At 71.6% G+C, this 21,745-nt stretch carries 15 protein-coding genes; 4 read left to right on the forward strand and 11 right to left on the reverse strand.

Going from position 1 to position 21,745, the window contains the following annotated elements; all coding sequences use genetic code 11:
* Positions 1–88: 88 nt before the first annotated feature.
* Entirely contained in the window at positions 89–5,020 is a 4,932-nt protein-coding gene (locus AC3ET4_RS27135; RefSeq protein WP_431953899.1) for an NAD-glutamate dehydrogenase, read from the reverse strand.
* 338 nt (positions 5,021–5,358) lie between these two features.
* On the opposite strand from AC3ET4_RS27135, the gene AC3ET4_RS27140 reads away from it, so the two are divergent.
* Positions 5,359–5,925, forward strand: a complete 567-nt coding sequence (locus AC3ET4_RS27140) for a DJ-1/PfpI family protein (RefSeq protein ID WP_431953901.1) — start codon at positions 5,359–5,361, stop codon at positions 5,923–5,925.
* Positions 5,926–6,043: 118 nt separating this feature from the next.
* On the opposite strand, the gene AC3ET4_RS27145 is transcribed toward AC3ET4_RS27140, so the two are convergent.
* Together AC3ET4_RS27145 and AC3ET4_RS27150 are read right to left on the reverse strand one after the other, a co-directional pair.
* Entirely contained in the window at positions 6,044–6,697 is a 654-nt protein-coding gene (locus AC3ET4_RS27145; protein ID WP_431953903.1) for an HAD family hydrolase, read from the reverse strand.
* Positions 6,698–6,778: 81 nt separating this feature from the next.
* Positions 6,779–7,285 carry a DUF6912 family protein gene (locus AC3ET4_RS27150; protein ID WP_431953905.1) on the reverse strand — a complete coding sequence of 169 codons (507 nt, stop codon included), beginning with the start codon at positions 7,283–7,285 and terminating at the stop codon, positions 6,779–6,781.
* 156 nt (positions 7,286–7,441) lie between these two features.
* Between AC3ET4_RS27150 and AC3ET4_RS27155 the strand changes: the two genes are divergently transcribed.
* A complete protein-coding gene (locus AC3ET4_RS27155; RefSeq protein WP_431953907.1) occupies positions 7,442–7,987 on the forward strand; it encodes an Rv3235 family protein in 546 nt (181 codons plus the stop codon).
* A gap of 65 nt (positions 7,988–8,052) precedes the next feature.
* On the opposite strand, the gene secA is transcribed toward AC3ET4_RS27155, so the two are convergent.
* Entirely contained in the window at positions 8,053–10,845 is a 2,793-nt protein-coding gene (gene secA, locus AC3ET4_RS27160; protein WP_431953909.1) for a preprotein translocase subunit SecA, read from the reverse strand.
* Positions 10,846–11,052: 207 nt separating this feature from the next.
* On the opposite strand from secA, the gene AC3ET4_RS27165 reads away from it, so the two are divergent.
* Both AC3ET4_RS27165 and AC3ET4_RS27170 read left to right on the forward strand, forming a co-directional pair.
* Positions 11,053–11,643 carry a GNAT family N-acetyltransferase gene (locus AC3ET4_RS27165; RefSeq protein ID WP_431953911.1) on the forward strand — a complete coding sequence of 197 codons (591 nt, stop codon included), beginning with the start codon at positions 11,053–11,055 and terminating at the stop codon, positions 11,641–11,643.
* Between the two features lie 237 nt (positions 11,644–11,880).
* Positions 11,881–13,050: a winged helix-turn-helix domain-containing protein gene (locus AC3ET4_RS27170; RefSeq protein WP_431953913.1), complete on the forward strand. Its 1,170-nt coding sequence runs from the start codon at positions 11,881–11,883 to the stop codon at positions 13,048–13,050.
* 147 nt (positions 13,051–13,197) lie between these two features.
* Here the strand turns inward: AC3ET4_RS27170 and AC3ET4_RS27175 are convergent, their stop codons facing one another.
* The 7 genes from AC3ET4_RS27175 to AC3ET4_RS27205 all read right to left on the reverse strand — a co-directional run.
* Positions 13,198–13,950 (reverse strand): response regulator, encoded by a 753-nt coding sequence (locus AC3ET4_RS27175; RefSeq protein ID WP_431953915.1) that lies wholly within the window; start codon positions 13,948–13,950, stop codon positions 13,198–13,200.
* 171 nt (positions 13,951–14,121) lie between these two features.
* On the reverse strand, positions 14,122–14,805 hold the full coding sequence (gene hpf, locus AC3ET4_RS27180) for a ribosome hibernation-promoting factor, HPF/YfiA family (protein WP_431953917.1): 684 nt from the start codon (positions 14,803–14,805) through the stop codon (positions 14,122–14,124).
* 506 nt (positions 14,806–15,311) lie between these two features.
* Complete coding sequence (locus AC3ET4_RS27185; protein ID WP_431953919.1) at positions 15,312–16,136, reverse strand: ComF family protein; 825 nt, start codon at positions 16,134–16,136, stop codon at positions 15,312–15,314.
* 332 nt (positions 16,137–16,468) lie between these two features.
* The gene (locus tag AC3ET4_RS27190; protein WP_431953920.1) at positions 16,469–18,298 is read right to left on the reverse strand and encodes an LpqB family beta-propeller domain-containing protein; all 1,830 of its coding nucleotides are present in this window, start codon (positions 18,296–18,298) and stop codon (positions 16,469–16,471) included.
* Positions 18,298–20,283, reverse strand: a complete 1,986-nt coding sequence (gene mtrB, locus AC3ET4_RS27195; protein ID WP_431953922.1) for an MtrAB system histidine kinase MtrB — start codon at positions 20,281–20,283, stop codon at positions 18,298–18,300. Before mtrB ends, AC3ET4_RS27190 begins: the two co-directional genes overlap by 1 nt.
* A gap of 1 nt (position 20,284) precedes the next feature.
* Positions 20,285–20,974, reverse strand: coding sequence for an MtrAB system response regulator MtrA (gene mtrA, locus AC3ET4_RS27200; RefSeq protein WP_431953924.1), 690 nt, complete (start codon positions 20,972–20,974; stop codon positions 20,285–20,287).
* A partial coding sequence (locus AC3ET4_RS27205) for a s-methyl-5-thioribose-1-phosphate isomerase (protein ID WP_431953926.1) occupies positions 20,971–21,745 on the reverse strand: 775 nt, incomplete at its 5' end. The genes mtrA and AC3ET4_RS27205, both read right to left, overlap by 4 nt.

The raw sequence follows: 21,745 nt of genomic DNA on the forward strand, positions 1-21,745 counted from the left end.
CCCCCCCCCCCCCCCCCCCCCCCCCCCCCCCCCGGCCGTGCCTGCGTGTGCCTGCGTGTGCCTGCTGCGGCGTGGCGTCGGCAGCGGGTCAGCGGCGGACGCGCAGCAGCGAGCGGATCGTCCGCATCGCCACCGAGAGGTTCGCCAGGTCGAAGCTCTCCGAGCCCTGGATCTCCTCCAGCGTCGTCCTGGCCCGACCGATCAGCGCGCTGTTCGACTGCTCCCATGCCTTGTAGCGCTGCTCCGGAGTGGCGGAGCCGTCGCCGGCGGACAGCACGTCCTCGGTGAGCGCCGCGTGCGCCGCGAAGAGGTCCTCGCGGATCGCCGCGCGGGCCATGGAGTGCCAGCGGTCGGCCCGCGGCAGCTCGATGATCCGGTCGAGCAGCTGCGCGATCTGCAGCCGGTCGGAGAGGTCGTAGTAGACCTCGGCGACCGCCAGCGGGTCCTTGCCCGTCCGGTCGGCCACGTCGACGATGTCGAGCGTCGGGAAGGCCGAGGAGAGCCCCGCGACCCGTGTCGCCGTCTCCTCGGGCACGCCCGCGCCGGTCAGCTCGTCGTGGATCGACTGGTACCACTCCAGATCCGCGCCGCGCAGCAGCTTCGGCAGCACCGCCCACACCGTGGCGACGCCCTCGCGGAAGAAGTCGATGGTCTCGGCGATCGCCAGCGGCTGCGGCCGGTTGTTCAGCAGCCAGCGGGTACCCCGCTCGACCAGCCGCCGCGAGTGCAGCCTGATCCGGGTCTGGACATCGGCCGGGACGACCGTGTCCAGCGTCTCCACCTCGTCCCAGACGGCGTTCAGACCGAAGATGGCCCGGGCCGCGGTGTGCGCCCGCACGATCTCCTCGGTGGTGGCCCCGGTCTCCTCCTTGAAGCGGTGCAGGAAGGTGGTGCCACCGGTGTTGACGGTGTCGTTGACCAGCATCGTCGTGACGATCTCGCGCCGCAGCGCGTGCCCGTCGATCTGCGCCCGGAACCGCTCCCGCAGCGCCTTGGGGAAGTACGCGTCGAGCAGCTGCCGCAGATACGGGTCGTCGGGCAGCCCGGTGCCGAGCAGCTCCTCCGACACGGTGATCTTCGTGTAGGCGAGGAGGACGGCGAGCTCCGGCTGGGTCAGGCCCTGGCCGGCGTTCATCCGTTCGCGGATCTGCCGGTCGGAGGGCAGGAACTCCAGGGCCCGGTCCAGCTTGCCGTCGCGGACCAGCCTGCGCAGGAAGCGCTGGTGGGCGTGGAGCAGACTGGCCGACTGGGCCATGCCGTTGGCCAGGGCCACGTTCTGCGCGTAGTTGTTGCGCAGCACGAGCGCGCCGACCTCGTCGGTCATCTCCGCCAGCAGCACGTTGCGCTGCTTGACCGTCAGGTCGCCCTCGGCGACGACGGCGTTGAGCAGGATCTTGATGTTGACCTCGTGGTCGGAGGCGTCCACGCCGGCGCTGTTGTCGATGGCGTCGGTGTTGACCCGGCCGCCGGTCTGGGCGAACTCGATCCGGCCGAGCTGGGTCAGGCCCAGGTTGCCGCCCTCGCCGACGACCTTGACGCGCAGTTCGCCGCCGTCCACGCGGATCGCGTCGTTGGCCTTGTCGCCGACGTCGGAGTGCGACTCGGAGGAGGCCTTCACATAGGTGCCGATGCCGCCGTTCCACAGCAGGTCGACCGGCGCCTTGAGGATCGCCTTCATCAGCTCGGCCGGCGTCATCTTCGCCACCGGCTGCTCGATGCCGAGCGCCTTGCGGATCTGCGGGGTGAGCGTGACCGCCTTGGCGGTGCGGGGGAAGACCCCGCCGCCGTGCGAGATCAGTTTGGTGTCGTAGTCCGCCCACGACGAGCGCGGCAGTTCGAACATCCGGCGGCGCTCGGCGTAGGAGGCCGCCGCGTCCGGCTCGGGGTCGACGAAGATGTGCCGGTGGTCGAAGGCGGCGACCAGCCGGATGTGCTCACTGAGCAGCATGCCGTTGCCGAAGACGTCACCGGACATGTCGCCGACGCCGACGACGGTGAAGTCCTCGCTCTGGGTGTCGTGGCCCATCTCGCGGAAGTGCCGCTTGACCGACTCCCATGCACCGCGGGCGGTGATGCCCATCTTCTTGTGGTCGTAGCCGACCGAGCCGCCGGAGGCGAACGCGTCGCCGAGCCAGAAGCCGTAGGAGGTGGCGACCTCGTTGGCGATGTCGGAGAAGGACGCGGTGCCCTTGTCGGCGGCGACCACCAGATAGGTGTCGTCACCGTCGTGGCGGACCACGTCGGCCGGCGGCACGACCTGGCCGCCGACCAGGTTGTCGGTGACGTCGAGCAGACCGGAGATGAAGGTCTTGTAGGAGGCGATGCCCTCGGCCAGCCACGCCTCGCGGTCGGCCACCGGGTCCGGCAGCTGCTTGGCGACGAAGCCGCCCTTGGCGCCCACCGGCACGATGACGGTGTTCTTCACCATCTGCGCCTTGACCAGGCCGAGGATCTCGGTGCGGAAGTCCTCGCGCCGGTCGGACCAGCGCAGTCCGCCGCGGGCGACCTTGCCGAAGCGCAGGTGCACGCCCTCCACGCGCGGCGAGTACACCCAGATCTCGTACGCCGGACGCGGCGCGGGCAGGTCCGGGATCTCCCGCGGGTCGAACTTCATCGACACATAGGCGTGCGGCCTGCCGCCCTCGGCGCGCTGGAAGTAGTTGGTGCGCAGCGTCGCCTTGATGAGGGTCAGGAAGGAGCGCAGGATGCGGTCCTCGTCCAGGCTGGCGACCTGCTCCAGGGCGGCGTCCACCTCCTCCAGCAGGGCGTCGGTCAGCTCGCTGCCGGCCCGCTGGTGGTCCGGGGAGAGCCGGGCCTGGAAGAGGTTGACCAGCAGCCGGGTGGTGTGGACGTTGTTGCGGAGGGTGTCCTCCATGTACTCCTGGGAGAAGGCCGTTCCGGCCTGCCGCAGGTACTTGGCGTACGCCCGCAGCACCATCGCCTGGCGCCAGGAAAGGCCGGCGCGCAGCACCAGCGAGTTGAAGCCGTCGTTCTCGGCCTGCCCCTTCCAGGTCGCGCTGAAGGCGTCCTGGAAGCGCTCACGGGCGTCGTCGCCCAGGTCGCCCAGCGAGGGGTCGATCCGCAGCCCGAAGTCGTAGATCCAGGCGCGGGAGCCGTCGGCGCGGCGCAACTCGTACGGGCGCTCGTCGATGACCTCGACGCCCAGGCGCTGCAGCACCGGCAGCACCGCGGACAGCGACACGGGGGCGCCGGTGCGGTAGATCTTGAAGCGGCGCTCGTCGGGTGCGGCGCCGACCGGCTCGTACAGGCTGAGGCAGAAGTCCTCGCCGCGCAGGCGCTCCAGGTGCTGCAGGTCCGCGACGGCCGCGCGGGGGGTGAAGTCGGCCCGGTAGCCGTCGGGGAAGGCGTGCGCGTAGCGCCGGGTCAGTTCGGCCGCGCGCTCCTCGCCGCACTCGGAGACCAGCGCCTCGGCGAAACCGTCCGCCCACGAGCGTGCGGCGTCGGCCAGGCGGTTCTCGATCCGCTCGATGTCGCGGTCGGTCAGGTGCGGCAGCTCGGTGCCGGGGGCGACACGGACCACGAAGTGCAGCCGCGAGAGCACCGACTCGGTGTTCCACGCGGTGAAGTCGGCGGTGACGCCGTTCAGCTCCTCCTTGAGGATCTCGGTCAGCCGCAGCCGCACACCCGTGGTGTAGCGGTCGCGCGGCAGGTAGACCAGCGCCGAGAAGTAGCGGCCGTACTCGTCCTGGCGCAGGAACAGCCGCAGTCGGCGGCGCTCCTGCAGATAGAGCACGCTGGTGACGATCTCGCGCAGCTCGTCCGGCCCGGTCTGGAAGAGCTCGTCGCGCGGGTAGGTCTCCAGGATCTGCAGCAGGTCGCGGCCGTCGTGGCTGTCCGGGGAGAAGCCCGCGCCCTCCAGCACCTCCTGCACCTTGCGGCGGACCACCGGCACACGGCGCACGGACTCGGTGTAGGCGGCCGAGGAGAACAGGCCGAGGAAGCGGCGCTCGCCGACGACGTTGCCGTCGGCGTCGAACTTCTTCGCCCCGATGTAGTCGAGGTAGGAGGGGCGGTGCACCGTGGCGCGGCTGTTGGCCTTGGTGAGGATCAGCAGCCTGGGCTCGCGAGCCTTCTTGCGGGCGTCGGCGGGCAGCCGGTTGAAGGACGGCGAGAGCGCGTCGCCGTTCTCCGACTCCTCCACACGGTGCCGCGGGTCGGAGCGCAGGATGCCGAGCCCGGTGCCGGGGACGGCGGTGAGCACGTCCTCCTCGCCCTCCGGGGTGGTCTGTGTGGTCAGCGCGTACTCGCGGTAGCCGAGGAAGGTGAAGTGGTCCTCACAGAGCCAGCGCAGCAGCTCCCGGGCCTCGCCGACCTCCTGCTCGGGCAGCCCGGGCGGCGGCGTCGCCGCCAGCTCGTCGGCGATGCGCAGCGCGGCGTCGCGCATCTTCCGCCAGTCCTCGACGGCCTCGCGGGCGTCGGAAAGGACCCGGCGCAGATCGGCGGTGATCTGCTTCAGGTCCTCGCGGTCGGTCTCGCGGTCGATCTCCACATGGATCCAGGACTCGGTCAGCACGTCGTGCGGCGCGCCGTCGCCGTCGCCGGGGGCGGTGTCCAGCACCTCCAGCAGCTTCCCGGTCACGTCACGGCGCACCTGCATCAGCGGGTGGACCACGACGTGGATCGCGCGGTCCTGCCGCGACAGCTCATTGGTGACGGAGTCGACGAGGAACGGCATGTCGTCGGTGACCACCTCGACGACCGTGTGGCTGCACGTCCAGCCGTTCTCCTCCACCGTGGGGGTGTGCACGCGCACGTTGGCCGTGCCCTGCGGACGCACCTCGGCCAGCCGGTGGTGGGACGCTGCGGCGCCGAAGACGTCGACCGGATCGCGGTCGAGCAGGTCCTCGGGGGCGCTGTGCAGGTAATAACGCTGGAGGAAGGCTTCCAGAGCCTTTCTGTCCAGGCCCTGGCCAGGTGGTCCCCCCGCCGGGCTGTTCTCAGCTACCCGGGCCGCCCGTGCGAGCAGCTCGGCCTTGGCTTCGTCCAGCTTGGTCTGCATGTCCTCATGCTCCTGTCGCGCGCCATTGCGTGACGTAGGTGGTGGTGATCGATGGGTCAGCGCTGATCACGATGCAAGGCTATCGCTACGGCCGGGGGGGCTGTCAGGGGCTCTTTGTGTACAAAACCACGAACCATTCTTTGACGAACTGGACAGCCCGCCCGTGCGGGTGCAGGTTGAGGAGGGGAACGTCGAGGTGACGTAGCGAGACGTTCACACGACCGATACGCGGGAGGGCGGCGCGACGCGCGGAAAGGCGGGGGCGCGAGGCCGAGGGGCCGCGGAGCACCGGCACACGGCCGACGGAACGGCACACGGCGAGAGGCGGGACACCGGCCATGGCCACCAGGATCCTGATTGTGACCGGCGATGCGGCGGAATCGCTGGAAGTCATGTACCCGTACCAACGACTCCTCGAAGAGGGGTACGAAGTGCACATCGCGGCCCCCAGCCGCAAGAAGCTCAGGTTCGTCGTCCACGACTTCGAGGAGGGCTTCGACACCTACACCGAGAAGCCCGGCTACAGCTGGCCGGCCGACCTGGCCTTCGCGGACGTCGATCCCGGCGCGTACGCGGCCGTGGTCATCCCGGGCGGCCGCGCCCCGGAGTACCTGCGCAACGACCCGGAGCTGCGCAAGGTGCTCAAGGCGTTCTTCGACGCCGACAAGCCCGTCGCGCAGATCTGTCACGGGCCGCTGCTGACGGCCGCCGTGGGCGCCCTCAGCGGGCGCCGCGTCACCGCCTACCCGGCGCTGGAGATGGACATGGAGACGGCCGGGGCGAGCTTCCAGGACTCCGAGGCCGTCGTGGACGGCGTCGTGGTCTCCTCGCGGGCCTGGCCGGACCACCCGGCCTGGATGCGCGAATTCCTCACGGTGCTGCGCTCCACAGCGCCGGTGACCTGACCGGCGGCCGGGAAGTGCGGGACGACGGCTCCCCGGCGGGTCCTCGGCCGCGGTCCCGGTGCCGGCACCACCCGGCATCCGGCGGCATCTGGCACCCGGCACCCGGCACCCGCCAGGCTCAGGCGACGAGGGCCTCGGCGGTCTCCACGGCCTCCTCCAGGGAGTCGACCACGGGCACCCCCGCGGTCTCCAGGCTGGCCCGGCTGTGCGAGCCGCCGGTGTAGAGCACCGCCCTGGCCCCGACGTGGCGGGCGGCCACCGCGTCGTCGACCGCGTCGCCGATGACCACCATGCGGTCCGCCGCGATGCCCTCCATCGCGGCGACGTGCCGCGCCATCTGCTCGGACTTGCCGCTGTGGGTGCCCTCGGTACGGCCGTCCACCCGCAGGAAGTGGTTCTCGATGCCGTGCGTGCGCAGGATCGGTATCAGCCGATCGTGGGGCGCCAGTGAGCACAGCGACTGCGTCAGCCCCTCGTAGCGGCGCCGCGCCAGGATCTCCGCGGCCCCCTCGGCGAGGCCGCACGTCCCGGCGAGGGTCCAGTAGTGGCGATGGAAGATGTCGTCCATCACCTCCCACTCCTCGTCGGTGGGGAGCCTGCCCATGAGCCGCTCGTAGAACAGGGGGACCGGCACGCAGTACAGCTCGCGGTAGCGCTTCAGCGTGATCCGCGGCAGCCCGATCTCGGCGAAGGAGGCGTTGGTCGCCTCGATCACCGCGTCGATGTCATGGAGCAGCGTGCCGTTCCAGTCCCACACGAGATGCGCGTTCACACCCGAAACCGTACCCAGACCTCACGTCCTCAAGGCAAGTGCCCAGGTCAAATCCGCGCGCTGAGTGTCCGCCCGGTCACCTCACGCGATGAGCGCGGGGATCTCCTGGGTGGCGTACCAGAGCAGCTCGTGGTCCTCGGCGCCGTCGACGGTGAAGCGGGCGTCGTCGTCACCCGCGTCGGCCGCGCCCAGGGCGTCCGCGGCCGCCGTGACGTCCCGCTCGGCCTCGTCGGCGTCGGCGTGGACGGCGGCCGCCCTGGCCAGCGGCACCGGCGCGGCCAGGCGCACCGCGCCCAGCGCCGAGGGGTCGAGGCCGCGGTCGGGGTCGAAGGCCACGGCGCCGTCCGCGACGTCGACCGCGACCACCACACGCCGCCTCGGCGCGTCCGGATCGGCGGCGAGCCGGCGCAGGGAGGCCTGGGCGGCGCGGGTCAGCGCGGCGTACTCCAGTTCCTCGATGTCGTCGGAGACGTACCACTCGCGCAGGCTCGGGGTGACGGCGAAGGCGTCCAGCGGAGCGGGGCCCAGCTCACCCGCCTTGTACGCCTCGGCCAGGCCGGGGAGGGTCGTGGGGATGTAGACGCGCATGGCGTCAGCATACGGGCGCATCACCCCTGATAGGTGAATCCGGCACCGCCTCCCCAAGCCCCCGGGGCCGGCTTCCGGCGGCCGCGCCCGTCCCCGTAGAACCCGGTTACCAGTCGGTAGACCACGGGGGTCCCACCAATGCCTGTCCTGACACCCATGCCCGCGTCCGCGTCCGCGGTCGTGCCCGGGTCCGCGCTCACGCCCGCGCCCTCCCCTGCGCCGTCCGTGCCCAGGGCGTCCGCGCCCTCGCCGGCGCGGCACATCACCGCCCTGCCGCCGCACGTCTGGTTCGCCGGGCGGCTGCTGGAGGTCCTCACCGGGCGTCGGCCCATCACCAGCCTGGCCGGCCGGATGCGCCCCGAGGCCTACGACCGGCTCTGGGACCTGGTGGGAGCCCGCGCCGACTGGCGCTATGTCTCCCGCGGCCACCTGCCTCGGCTGCTCAAGCCGCCGCGCGTCTCCCCCGTCCCGGACGGCGCCGCCGTCGAGGTCTGCGCCGTCGTCCTGCTCACCCCGCACGTCGTGCGGGCCCTCGCCTTCCGCCTGGAGCGCACGGGGCCCGAGGGGCGCGAGGAACCGGGACGCCCGTGGCCGGTACGCCGGGGGCCGGGGCACGGGGGCCCCGGACGCTCGGGAGCGCCGCCGCCTGGCGCTGCGCCGCCGTCGAGGCGCACTGACCGCGCCGATCCGCGCGAGCCCTGAAGCGGACCCGGACACGCGCCGGGGCCGGACTCCGCGAGGAGTCCGGCCCCGGTAACGCGTGATCGCTACTTCTTGCGGCGCCGGCCGCCCTTGGCCGCACGACGGCGCTCCGCACGCGTCATGCCGTCCGACTCCTGGCCCGCGTCGCTCTCGAAGTCGCCCTCGACGACACCGCCCTCGCCGTCCACCGTGGGAGCGGAGAAGTGCAGCCGGTCGGCCCGCTTCGGGGTCTCCAGGCCCTTGGCCCGGATCTCGGGACGGGCGTCCTGCTTGACCAGCGTCGGGGCGGCGTCCTGCGGGGCGCCGGCCTCCACCGGAACCTCCTCGACCTGCTGCTCGACCTGGACCTCCAGGTTGAACAGGTAGCCGACGGACTCCTCCTTGATGCCGTCCATCATGGCCTTGAACATGTCGTAGCCCTCGCGCTGGTACTCCACCAGCGGGTCGCGCTGCGCCATCGCCCGCAGGCCGATGCCCTCCTGCAGGTAGTCCATCTCGTACAGGTGCTCACGCCACTTGCGGTCCAGCACCGACAGCACCACGCGCCGCTCGAGTTCGCGCATGATCTCCGAGCCGAGCTGCTTCTCCCGCGCGTCGTACTGCTCGTGGATGTCGTCCTTGACCATCTCCGCGATGAAGTCCGCGGTGATGCCCGCCCGGTCGCCCGCGGCCTCCTCCAGGTCCTCCACGGTCACCGTGACCGGGTAGAGCTGCTTGAAGGCGCCCCACAGCCGGTCCAGGTCCCAGTCCTCCGCGAAGCCCTCGGACGTCTCGATCGCGATGTAGTCGTCGATCGTGTCGTCCATGAAGTGACGCACCTGCTCGTGCAGGTCCTCGCCCTCCAGGACGCGCCGGCGCTCGCCGTAGATGACCTCGCGCTGCCGGTTGAGCACCTCGTCGTACTTCAGGACGTTCTTGCGGATCTCGAAGTTCTGCTGCTCGACCTGGGACTGGGCGGAGGCGATGGCCCGGGTCACCATCTTGTTCTCGATCGGCACGTCGTCAGGCACGTTGGCCATCGCCATCACGCGCTCCACCATCTGCGCCTTGAACAGGCGCATCAGGTCGTCACCGAGGGAGAGGTAGAAGCGGGACTCGCCCGGGTCGCCCTGACGGCCGGAGCGGCCGCGCAGCTGGTTGTCGATACGCCGGGACTCGTGGCGCTCGGTGCCCAGGACGTACAGGCCGCCGAGCTCCTTGACCTCCTCGAACTCGGCCTTGACCGCCGCCTCGGCGCGCTCCAGCGCCTCCGGCAGGGCCGCCGCCCACTCCTCGACGTGCTCCACCGGGTCCAGACCGCGCTGCCGCAGTTCCGCCTCGGCCAGGTCGTCCGGGTTGCCGCCCAGCTTGATGTCCGTACCGCGGCCGGCCATGTTGGTGGCCACCGTCACGGCGCCCTTGCGGCCGGCCTGCGCGACGATCGACGCCTCGCGCTCGTGGTGCTTGGCGTTCAGCACCTCGTGCGGGACGCCGCGCTTGTTCAGCTGCTGCGACAGGTACTCGGACTTCTCGACCGAGGTGGTGCCGACCAGGACCGGCTGGCCCTTCTCGTGCTTCTCGACGATGTCCTCGACGACCGCCGCGAACTTCGCCTCCTCGGTGCGGTAGATCAGGTCCGCCCGGTCCTTGCGCTGCACGGTGCGGTTGGTCGGGATCGGGACCACGCCGAGCTTGTAGATCTGGTGGAACTCCGCGGCCTCGGTCATCGCCGTACCGGTCATGCCCGAGAGCTTGGAGTACAGGCGGAAGAAGTTCTGGAGGGTGATCGTGGCGAGCGTCTGGTTCTCGTCCTTGATCTCCACCCCCTCCTTGGCCTCGATCGCCTGGTGCATGCCCTCGTTGTAGCGGCGGCCGGCCAGGATACGGCCGGTGTGCTCGTCGACGATCATGACTTCGCCGTCCATGACGACGTAGTCCTTGTCCTTCTTGTAGAGCTCCTTGGCCTTGATGGCGTTGTTCAGGTAGCCCACGAGCGGCGTGTTCACCGACTCGTAGAGGTTGTCGATACCCAGCCAGTCCTCGACCTTGGCCACGCCCGCCTCGTGGATGGCGACGGTGCGCTTCTTCTCGTCGAAGTCGTAGTCACCGGTCTCCGGCTTGCCCATGCCGCCGGCCTCGCCCGGCTTCAGGCGGGTCACCAGCCGCGCGAAGTCCGAGTACCACTTCGTCGCCTGGTCCGCGGGACCGGAGATGATCAGCGGCGTACGGGCCTCGTCGATGAGGATCGAGTCCACCTCGTCCACGATCGCGAAGTTGTGGCCGCGCTGCACCAGTTCGTCCTTCGACCACGCCATGTTGTCGCGCAGGTAGTCGAAGCCGAACTCGTTGTTGGTGCCGTAGGTGATGTCACAGGCGTACTGCTCGCGGCGCTGCGCCGGCGTCATGTTCGCGAGGATGCAGCCGACCTGGAGGCCCAGGAAGCGGTGCACCCGGCCCATCCACTCCGAGTCGCGCTCGGCGAGGTAGTCGTTGGTGGTGATCAGGTGCACGCCCTTGCCGGACAGGGCGTTCAGATAGGCCGGCAGCGTGCCGACCAGGGTCTTGCCCTCACCGGTGCGCATCTCGGCGACGTAGCCGAGGTGCAGCGCCGCACCGCCCATGAGCTGGACGTCGTAGTGCCGCTGACCCAGGACGCGCTTCGCTGCCTCGCGGACGGTGGCGAACGCCTCGGGGAGCAGGTCGTCCAGGCTCTCGCCGTCGGCGTAGCGCTCCTTGTACTCGTCCGTGAGGGCCCGCAGCTCGGCGTCCGTCAGATTGACGAAGTCCTCTTCAATGGAATTGACCTGGTCCGCGATGCGGTGCAGCTTGCGCAGGATCTTGCCTTCGCCTGCACGCAGGATCTTGTTGAGGACGGACACGTAGGCTGGCTCCTTGCCGGTCGGGCCTGGCACGGTTTCTCGCGCTGGCACAGCAGGTCACACCCCGCTGCAACGGCCATCGTAAGCGAGGACACCAGCGGGCCGGGAGGTCCGTCGCCAAGCCGGGCGGTTCTCGCTGCCGATCGCGGCCCCGATCCGCTGTTCTCGGTCGCCACCAGGCCCCCCGCTCGGCGATACTCCGGGCCCATGGAACCCGTGACCCTCACCACCGACCGCCTCATCCTGCGCCCCTTCGGGCCGGACGACGTCGAAGCCGTCCGCGCCGCCTGCCAGGACCCGGAGATCCCCCGCTGGACACCCGTGCCGTCCCCGTACACCCTCGAGCACGCACGCGACTTTGTCACGCGGACCTGTCCCGACGGCTGGCGCGACGACACCATCTACAACTTCGCCGTCACCACGCGCGACGAGGGATACCTGGTGGGAGCCATGGGCCTGGTGCGGCTGGCCCAGCTCAACACCGCCGAGCGGCAGGCCGAACTCGGCTACTGGACCGCCAAGGAGCAGCGCGGCCGCGGCCTCACGGCCGAGGCCGCCGGCTCCGTCGTCCGCTGGGCCTTCGAGGAGCTCGGCGTGGAGCGCCTGGAGTGGTACGCCGAGGCGGGCAACACCGGCTCCCGCGCGGTCGCCCTCAAGACCGGCTTCCGGATGGAGGGCACCATGCGCGGCAAGATCGTCCATCGGGGCACCCGCCGGGACGCGTGGGTCGGCGCGCTGCTCCCCTCCGACCTGGGCCTGACCCACGGGGCGGCCTACCTCCCGCACCAGGGCGGGTGACGGGGGGCGGCTCGGGACGGGCGAACGGTTCGGTCGGGCTCGGCGGCGCGGGGCGGTCGGGCTCGGCGGGGCGGGGCGGTCGGGCTCAGCGGCGCGGTTCGGTCGGGCTCAGCGGCGCGGTTCGGTCGGGCTCGGCTGTCGCGTACGCGGGCGCCGGCCCCGCACGGACGGGCACGGACGGGCACGGACGGGCACGGACGGGCACGGATTGTCGGTGGCGCCTTCTAGGGTGGCTCCATGACGACGCCCGTGTCCCTTTCCGCCGATGACGCCCGCCGCACGGCCCTGCGCGCGCAGGGCTTCCTCGGCGCCCCCGACCGCCGCGGCGGCGTCCGGGGTGTTCTGCGGCGGCTGGGCGCGGTGCAGCTCGACACCATCTCCGTGCTCGCCCGTTCCCATGAGCTCATCCCCTACGCCCGCCTCGGCGCCGTCGGCCGCGCCGCGGTCGAGACCGCCTACTGGACGGAGAACCACGCCTTCGAGTACTGGTCGCACGCCGCCTGCATCCTGCCCATCGAGGAATGGCCGCACTTCGCCTTCCGCCGCCGGGCCCGGCGGGCCCGCGGCCACCGCTGGCACGTGCTGGAGGACGCCGACCGGTCCACCGCCGCCGTGCTGGACCGGCTCAAGGCCGACGGACCGCTGACCTCAACCGAACTCGGCGGCGCCAAGAACGGCGGCCCCTGGTGGGACTGGTCCGAGACCAAGATCGCAGTGGAGTGGCTGCTCGACACCGGCGAGGTCGTCTGCACCCGACGGCGCGGCTGGAAGCGCGTCTACGACCTCGCCGAGCGCGCCGTCCCCGACGCCCTCCTCCACGACGACATCGACGACGCCGAATGCCTGCGCCGCCTGGTCGCCCAGGCCGGTGCCGCACTGGGCGTCGCCACCCGAGCCGACCTCGCCGACTACCACCGCCTCAAGGGTGAGCAGGTCGACGCGGTCATCGCCGACACCTGCCTCGTGCCCGTCCAGGTCGAGGGCTGGGGCGGCAAGCCCGCCTGGGCGGACCCGGCCGCCCTGGCGGACGCCTCCCGCGGCGGCCGCCACCGCACGACCCTGCTCTCCCCCTTCGACTCCCTGATCTGGGACCGGCCCCGCACCGAGCGCATCTTCGGCTTCACCCACCGCCTCGAGGCCTATGTCCCCAAGCCCCGGCGCGTGCACGGGTATTTCGCGATGCCGCTGCTGTCCGGCGGCCGACTGGTCGGCCGCGCCGACCCGGCCCGCGAGGGAAAGACCTTGATAGCCCGTCAGGTGTCCTTGGAGTCCGCGCGCGCCGTCGAGCCCATGGCGCAGGCGCTGCGGGAGGCCGCCGCGTGGGTAGGCTGCGAGGAGGTCCGTATCGAACGGCTCGACGTCCCGAAGCTCGCCGCGGCCCTGGCCGAAGCCGTCGCCGCTTCCTGACCGGACGCACCCGAGGCGGCCGGCGCGGCCGACGCGGGGACTGCTCAGCCGACCGGCTCAGCGGCACCGACGGACCCGGAGGCGGGACACGGTCAGCGCCAGGGGTCAGGGCCAGGGCCAGGGCCAGCGGATCAGCGGATCAGCGGATCAGCGGATCTCGAGGATCTTCTCCCGCATCGCGTAGACCACGGCTTCCATCCGCGAGTGCAGCTGCAACTTCTCCAGGATGTTGCGCACATGGTTCTTCACCGTGTTCTCGCTGATGAAGAGCTCCTTGGCGATGTCCCGGTTGTTCATGCCGGTGGCGACCAGCTTCAGCACCTCCAGCTCACGGTCCGTCAGCCGGGGGGCCGGCACGAGCTTGCGCTCGTCCGTGCGCTGGATCATCGACTTGAACTCGGTGAGCAGCTTCGACGCCATCGACGGGCTGATCTGCGACTGGCCGTCCGCCACGGCGCGGATCGCCGTGGCCACCTCGTCGGTGGAGATCTCCTTGAGGAGGTAGCCGGTCGCCCCCGCCTTGATGGCCTCGTAGAGGTCCGCCTCCTCGTCGCTCATCGTCAGCATGATGATCTTCGCGCTGGGGGCCACCTCCTTGATAGAGGTGCAGGACTCGATACCGCCCCGCTTGGGCATCCGCACGTCCATCAGCACGATGTCCGGCAGCAGATCCGCGGCCTTCTCCGTCGCCTCCGCGCCGTCCCCCGCCTCGCCGACGACCTGGATGTCCTCTTCCTGCGCGAGCACGATCTCCAGCCCCCGGCGGAACAGGGCGTGGTCGTCCACCACGAGCACCCTGATCGGCTCCTTGCGCGGCGCACCGGCGGCAGCCGGGCTCCCCGCGGCGCCCGTGCCGGGCTCCTCGCCACCGGCCGGCGCGGGCTCGAAGCTGTCCGCCATCGGTTCCTCCCCCTCGGGCCGGCGCCCGCGGTAGTCGCACTCTCCGTGCCAGGCCAACCGAGCGGTGCGGCCCGCGCATTGGCTGCCCGCCCATGATTCCATGCCCGGGCACGGCGACGCCCCCAGGCGAAGGTCGTTTTCCGCCCGGGAGCGTCACCGCTGATCCCTAGCTCACCGGCGGAGCGCACCACCCGCGCCGGACGGCGCATCCTCGACGGAGGGGTCCGCCTTGAGATGGATGACGCCGTAGTCGTAGCCGTGCCGCCGGTAGACGACACTCGGTTGTCCCGTGTCGGAGTCGATGAACAGGTAGAAGTCGTGCCCGATCAGTTCCATCTCGTAGAGGGCCTGGTCAAGCGTCATAGGTGCTGCAGCGTGCGTCTTCTCGCGAACCACCAGGGGCCCTTCGCCCTGGACCTCGAGACGACCGCCGATCTTGGTGGTGGGCACGCCTGTGGACGTCTCCCCGCCGCTCGGGGTGCCGTTGAACTCGGCCGTGGCCAGCCCGGCCGTCGCCTCCGCCACGCTCATCGGCGCACGGCTTCCGCCACGATGCACCCGGCGCTTGTCAGCCGCCTTGCGCAGCCGCGCCTCGAGCTTGTTCACCGCGACGTCGAGCGCCGCGTAGGAGTCGGGAGCGGCGGCCTCGGCCCGGATCACCGGGCCACGGGTGCGCAGCGTGATCTCCACCCGGTCGGAACGTTCTGCCTGCCGGGGGTTCGGTTCCTTGGACACCTCGACCTCGAGGCTCATCACCTTGCCGTCGAGTTTCTGGATCTTCTCCAGCTTCTCGTTCACGTGCTTGCGGAACCGCTCGGGCACCTCGGTCTTACGGCCCTTGACGACGATGTCCACGCAGAACTCCGTTCCCGGATCGCCTCGGTCTCGCGCGGCGATCCCTTGCGCTGAGGCCGGGGGGCACCAAGTCCCGCCCGGCGTCGACGTTCGTAGCCGCTCCGCGCGCTCGGAGGCTTCCGGGCGGCGAAGCCGCGACTCTCACCTCCTCCTCCCCCGCGAAACAGGGATTCACCCACTGAACCATGGGTGAACCGCGTGTCACGGTCCGGGAAACGGCGGCCCGCAGCGGGTGCCGCCACCCCTCACCACCGAACATAGACCCGCTGCCCCGGGGTCGGCACCCCCAGAAGCGCTCTACCTGTCTTTGGGCGACATGCCCCTTGTGTCACCTGCGAGGGCGGCCGTGAGCGCCGACTTCGGCTTGTTCTCGCCTGCCGCGCGGCGCACACTCCGCCGCCCGGCAAGCCGCCCTCCCCTTCGCACCTCCGTTCGACATCGTCAGAGACGTTCGACCGGACCGGACGTTCGAGCGAACCGCCTGTTCGGCTGGCTGCTTCGCGGTGTCAGCTTCCAGGACTCCGTCCAGAGACTCGGCCTGACCGCCCGCCCGTAGCACCCCGGTCTCCCCGACCCCCCGTGGGACGGCGCAACGGCGCCGGGCCGCCGACGACCGCCGCGGCCAGGACCCGGGCACCGGCTTCCTCGACCGCACCGGCCGCCGCGGCCAGCGAGGCGCCCGTCGTCATCAGATCGTCCACCAGCACCACCGAGGCGGTCCTCAGGAGGCGGCCGGCGCCGCGCACGGCGGTCAGGGCGCCGTCGAGGTTCGCGGGCCTGTCGCGGGCGCCCAGCCCCGACTGGTCGGCGACCGCGCGGCACTGCCGCAGCACCGCGGCCACCCGGACGGTCAGCCCGTCCCGCCGCAGGTCCGCGGCAGCCGCGAGGGCCAGGCGTCGGGTCGCGTCATGGCCGCGGGCGGCGACCGCCCGGCGGGAGGAGGGGACGGGGACGAGGAGGAAGGGGGGAAGGGCACGGGACGGGATGACAGCGGGAGGGGTGGGGAGGGGGAGGTCGTCTTCCCGGCGCCGCGTATCAGGGGCCCCACCCCCACCCCCTCCCCGCACCGCCGCGTAGACCGCTCCCGCCAGGGCCCCGCCCAGGGGACGGGCCAGGCCCAGCGCGCCACGCTCCTTGTGCGCCAGCAGCACCGCGCGCGGCTGGTCGGCGTATACGGTGGCCGCCCAGACGGCGGGCAGCCCCGCGGGCGGCGCGTCCGGCCGGACCTCCCGGGGCCCCGGCTCGTACAGCGCTGCGCCGCACTCGTCGCACAGCATGATCCGCGGCGCCCCGCACCCCGCGCACTCGGCCGGAAGCAGGAGCCCGGCCATCTCCCGCCACCATGAGCGCACCGCGCGGCCGCACCGAGCGGACCGCCGTCCTTGAGCTCCTCGCATGACTCGACGATGCCGGGAACGCGCGATCGGCGCCAGCCCCGTCCTCAGCCTGTGGACAACTGCTGCCGCGCCCGGCGGAGCAGACCTGCACGGCCTGCGGCGGGGGCTGTGGCCGGCCCCGTGCCGGAGTGGATCGGGCAGCCGGACAGGCACGGCTCCCACGGCACCCGGCACCCGGCACCCGGCACCCGGCACCCGGCACCCGGCACCCGGCACCCGGGAACCTACACCCCCCCGGCACCCGGAGTGAACGGGTGGTCCGCCCGTCAGCCGGGGTAGACGGGCGAGCCGGCCTTGGGCGCGACTTCCCTCCAGTTGCCGTCGGGCGGCAGCCGGAAGACACCGCCCTCGAGTTCCGCGAGCAGCGGTGCGTCCTGACGCTCCGACGCAGCCACCGACACCACTCCGCTGATGCCCGGCAGGCTTGACGAGGACGCGCTGGAGCCGTCCACGTCCACGTACTGGATCTGCGGCACTCCCCCCTCCTCGCGACCCACCACGACCAGCCGGCTGAACCCTGCCCAGGACGTCGCTATGACGTCCTCCAACTGCGGCGCGACGCTGCGCAACTCCGCCACCGTGATCTTCTGTTCGGCCGCGTTGCCGGAACGCTCGATCCGCCCGAGCCGCAGCGTGGTGTGGTTGCCCTCGCGCACCAGCAGGGCGATGCGCACGCCGTCGGCCGCCACCCGCAGCGACTCGATGCGCCCGTCGCCGAGCTCCGGCACATCGACGCGGACGGGGCTGCCCGTGCCGTCCGGCAGCATGAGCAGCCGCGGCCGGTCGGGGTCGCGGTCGGCGATCCAGAGGTCGCCATAGCCGTCCCAGCTGGGGGTCGTGAACCGGTTCTTCGGGTCGGCGGCCACACTGCGGAGCACGACGGGGCCGAGTTGGGCGTCGTCGCTCAGCTCGGTCACATACAGGCTCGCGTCGTCTTCGCTGAGGGCGGCGGCGTAGTGCTCGTCGCGGCGTACTGCGGCGGAACCCACCCGGAAGGGCCCGCTGCCGAGAGGACCGGCCACCGCGCCGGGCCTGGTGTCCGTACCGCTGCCGCTGAGGCTGACGAGATGGTGCTCCGCGTTGACGAAGTACTGCTCCTTGCTGGCGCCGACCAGTTTGTCGGGTGCGTAGGCGCCGGCGTCCTCACGATGCAGCGTGCACAGAGCGCGGCCGGAGGGGCCCTGGATCTCGACGGAGGGCACGGGCGTGGACGACATGCCCTGGACGGTCTGGATGAGCTGGGCGGCCATCCGTTCGCAGCGCTCGCTGTCGCCGCCGGGGGCACCCTTGAGCTTCACCGTCACCCGCTGGGAGTCGTCGAGTTCGACCTCCTTGGCCCGGATGCCCGCGGGGAAGGCCGAGACGACCACCGGCTCCAGCCAGTCGGTGGGCCCGGCGAGCAGGGCGTTGACGGCGTTGCTCAGCACGTTGACGCGCTTGCGCAGGTAGATCGGGTCGGCGACGAGGTCGTCCCGGCCGGCCACGGCGTCCTTGGGGCCGGGCCCGGGGGCGGCGAAGTAGAAGGTGTCGACGGAGCGGTAGAAGCGCTGGAAGTCGGCCTCGCTCAGCACAAGGCCGTCGGCGACACCGGCGATGCGCCATTCCCCGTGCTCCTCGGTCAGGCGTATGCCGCTGCTGAAGGTGCCGTTCTCGGCGCGGTAGGCGTGCCGGGCGTCGACGGTGGCGACCTTGCTGCCGGTGAGGGTGATCTGGGTGCTGCCGCCGTCCTTGGCGGCGGCCGCCGGGACCGGTTCCTGCACCTGGACGGCTCCGTCGGCGAGGACGGTGATCCCCGACTGGGGCTTCCAGCGCTTGGCCTGCTCATCGGTCATGTAGAGCTTGGCGGTGGCGTAGTCGGCCTCGTCGCTGGTGGTGGCCTCGAGGAAACCGCTGACGATCTCGCGGGGGGTCTCTCCGCCCTGCGGTTTGACTCCGAAGACCCGGACCTGGGGGTCGGTGTCGGCGTGCTTCTCCCCGCCGACCTCGTGCACCTCGCCGCTGCTGGGCATGGAGGCGCAGCCCGTGAGCAGCACGAGGACGCCCAGGAGCACACCCGCAACGGCCGGCCTCGGCGGGCCGCCCCCCTTCGCGCGCATCAGTCGTCGTCCTCCCGCGCTTCGTCCGCTGTCGTGGGGTGGGTGACCGTGCCGGCGCCGGCGCGGTGTCCGACGACCCGAGCGCCGTTGCCGGGCAGGGCCGCGGGGTCGGCGGCGGGCGGCCGCGGCGGGGTGAACGGCATGGAGGGGATGGCGGGCGCGGCGAACCGCGGCGCCGGGAAGCCGTGGTGTCCGGATGGCCGAGGCGTGGCGGCGTCGAGCGCGGTGGCGCCGGGCGGCATGCCCCGGTGGGAGAGCGTGCTCGCGAGCTCGCGGTTGCGGCGGGAGTCCTCGGGCTCGAGCGCGATCGGCGATCCGCGGAGGGTGTCGGCGCCGGTACGGGGCAGGGTCAGCCGGAACTGGGAGCCGCCGCCGGGCTCGCCCCAGGCCTGGAGCCAGCCGCCGTGCAGGCGGGCGTCCTCCAAGGCGATGGAGAGCCCGAGGCCGGTGCCTCCGGTGGTGCGGGCGCGGGCGGGATCGGCGCGCCAGAAGCGGTTGAAGACGCGGGTGGCCTCGCCGGGCTTGAGGCCGACGCCGTGGTCGCGCACGGCGACGGCGACGGCGCCCCCGACGGAGGCCATGCGGACGTGGACGTCGTGGCCCTCACCGTGCTCCACGGCGTTGACGACGAGGTTGCGCAGGATGCGTTCGACGCGCCGGGCGTCGGCTTCGACGGTGACGGGCTGCTCGTCGCCGTGGACGACGATGCGGCTGCCCTTGCGTTCGGCGATCGGCTCGGCGCCGTCGACGACACGTCGTACCACGTCGCGCAGGTCGATGGGCTCGGCCTCCAGCGCCGCGGCGCCCGCGTCGAAGCGGCTGATCTCCAGGAGGTCGGAGAGCATCGACTCGAAGCGGTCCAGCTGGTTCTGCAGCAGTTCGGCGGAGCGGGCCGTGGCGGGGTCGAAGTCCTCCCGGGCCTCGTGGATGACGTCGGCGGCCATGCGCACGGTGGTCAGCGGGGTGCGCAGCTCGTGGGAGACGTCGGAGACGAAGCGGCGCTGCATCCGCGACAGGTCCTCCAGCTGCTGGATCTTGACCTGGAGGGTGTGGGCCATCTTGTTGAAGGACTCGCCGAGGCGGGCGATGTCGTCCTCGCCGGTGACCTTCATGCGTTCTTGGAGGTGTCCCGCGGCGAGCCGCTCGGAGATGCGGGCGGCCATCCGGACGGGCGTGACGACCTGGCGAACGACGAGCCAGGCGATGGCGCCGAGCAGGACGACGACGAAGATCCCTGCGGTGGCCAGGGTGCCCTTGACCAGGCCGAGGGTCTTGTCCTCCTGGTCGAAGGGGAAGAGGTAGTACAGCTGGAACGGCTTGCCGTTGGGGTCGCTGAGGCGCTGGCCGACGATGAGGGCGGGTTCCCCGTCGGGGACGCTGTCGCTCTTCATCGAGGTGTAGCGCTCGAAGACGTCGGACTGCTCGTCGAGTGCCTTGCGCAGGTCGGCGGGCACGCTCTCCTCGGGCCGGACGCCGCCGGAGCCGCGCGGTGCGTGGGTGCCGGGGCTGTCGGCTCGCAGGCCGTAGGGCTGTTGCGCGTCGGAGCTGAGGGCGACGACCGAGTAGACGCCCTGTCCGCTGCTGGCGAGTCCCTCGACGAGGTTGTTGAGCCAGGTGGCGGTGTCGGTCTGACTGCGCCCGTCGGTTCCCTCGCCGGTGCCGCCGGTGCCGGTGACGTTGCGGGCGTTCTCCTTGGCGACGGCGAAGCCGCCGACGGCCTGGCTCTGGGCGGTCTGCCGCTTGGCGTCCAGCAGTCCGTTCTTGACCTGCCCGATGACGACGATGCCGAGGAGCAGGACGACGCCGAGGGACATCAGCAGGGTGGTGGCGACCACGCGCAGCTGGATGTTGCGGCGCCAGAGCCGTACGGCGGGCTGCAGGGGCCGCCTCGCCCAGCGCACGAGCGAGCGGAGCACCGGCAGCAGACCCGTCAGGGGGTCCGCGTGCCGGCTCTCCGTCCGTTCACGCTCGTACGGGGTGGCCATGTCAGCCGGGTCCGGCCTTGTAGCCGACGCCGCGGACGGTCACCACGATCTCGGGACGCTCGGGGTCCCGCTCGACCTTGGAGCGCAGACGCTGCACGTGCACGTTGACCAGGCGGGTGTCGGCGGCGTGCCGGTAGCCCCAGACCTGCTCGAGCAGCACCTCGCGGGTGAAGACCTGCCAGGGCTTGCGTGCGAGCGCGACGAGCAGGTCGAACTCGAGGGGGGTCAGCGCGATCGGCTGGCCGTCCCGTTTGACCGAGTGCCCGGCGACGTCGATGACGAGGTCGCCGATGGTGAGCTGCTCGGGGGTCGGCTCCTCGGCCCTGCGCAGCCGGGCGCGCACGCGGGCGACGAGCTCCTTGGGCTTGAACGGCTTGATGACGTAGTCGTCGGCGCCGGACTCCAGGCCCACGACGACGTCGACGGTGTCGCTCTTCGCGGTGAGCATGACGATGGGCACCCCGGACTCGGCCCGGATCTGGCGGCACACGTCGATGCCGTCCCGTCCGGGGAGCATGAGGTCGAGGAGGACCAGATCGGGCTTGGTCTCACGGAAAGCGGCGAGGGCCCTGTCACCGTCGGCCACGAACGACGGCTCAAAACCTTCTCCGCGCAGCACGATGCCGAGCATCTCTGCCAGTGCGGTGTCGTCGTCGACGACCAGGACGCGTCCCTTCATAGCGACCATCATCCCATTACCTGATCGTGACCTGGAGCACGAGACGGGCACAAAGCTGTCAAGGCATCGGAGGTGACCGGTGCAATTACGCCGTTTTCAGTGACTATTGCCGTTATCAGAGCCGCGGGTGTGATATCGAACGCAGGGTTGTACGTCTGCGTCCCGAGCGGCGCCACGAGGCGTCCGCCCGATTCGGTCACTTCCTGGCCGGGACGCTGTTCGATCTCGATGGACGAGCCGTCAGCGGTGCCCTGGTCGATGGTGGTGGTCGGGGCGACGACGATGAAGGGCACGTTGTGGTAGCGGGCGAGTACCGCGAGAGGGTAGCTGCCCACCTTGTTGGCGACGGAGCCGTCGGCGGCGACGCGGTCCGCGCCGATGAGGACGGCGTGGACGTCGCCTCGTGCGAAGAGCGAACCGGCCGCGTTGTCCGTGAGCAGGGTGTACGCCATACCGGCGCGGGCGGCCTCGTAGGCGGTGAGGCGGGCCCCCTGGAGCAGCGGGCGTGTCTCGTCGACCCACAGACGGCGCAGCCGGCCCTGCCGGTGGGCGGCGAGGGCGACGGCGAACGCGGTGCCCTCCCCACCGGAGACGAGGGCACCGGTGTTGCAGTGGGTCAGGATCTGGTAGCCGCCGCCGGGGAGGAGCTCACCGAGCAGCTGGAGGCCATGGCGTGCCATGGCGGCGCTGGCTTCGCTGTCCTCGGCGTGCAGGCCGCGGGCCTGGGGGGGGGGGGGGGGGGGGGGGGGGGGGGGGGGGGGGGGGGGGGGGGGGGGGGGGGGG

The organism is Actinacidiphila sp. bgisy167 (assembly GCF_057707665.1).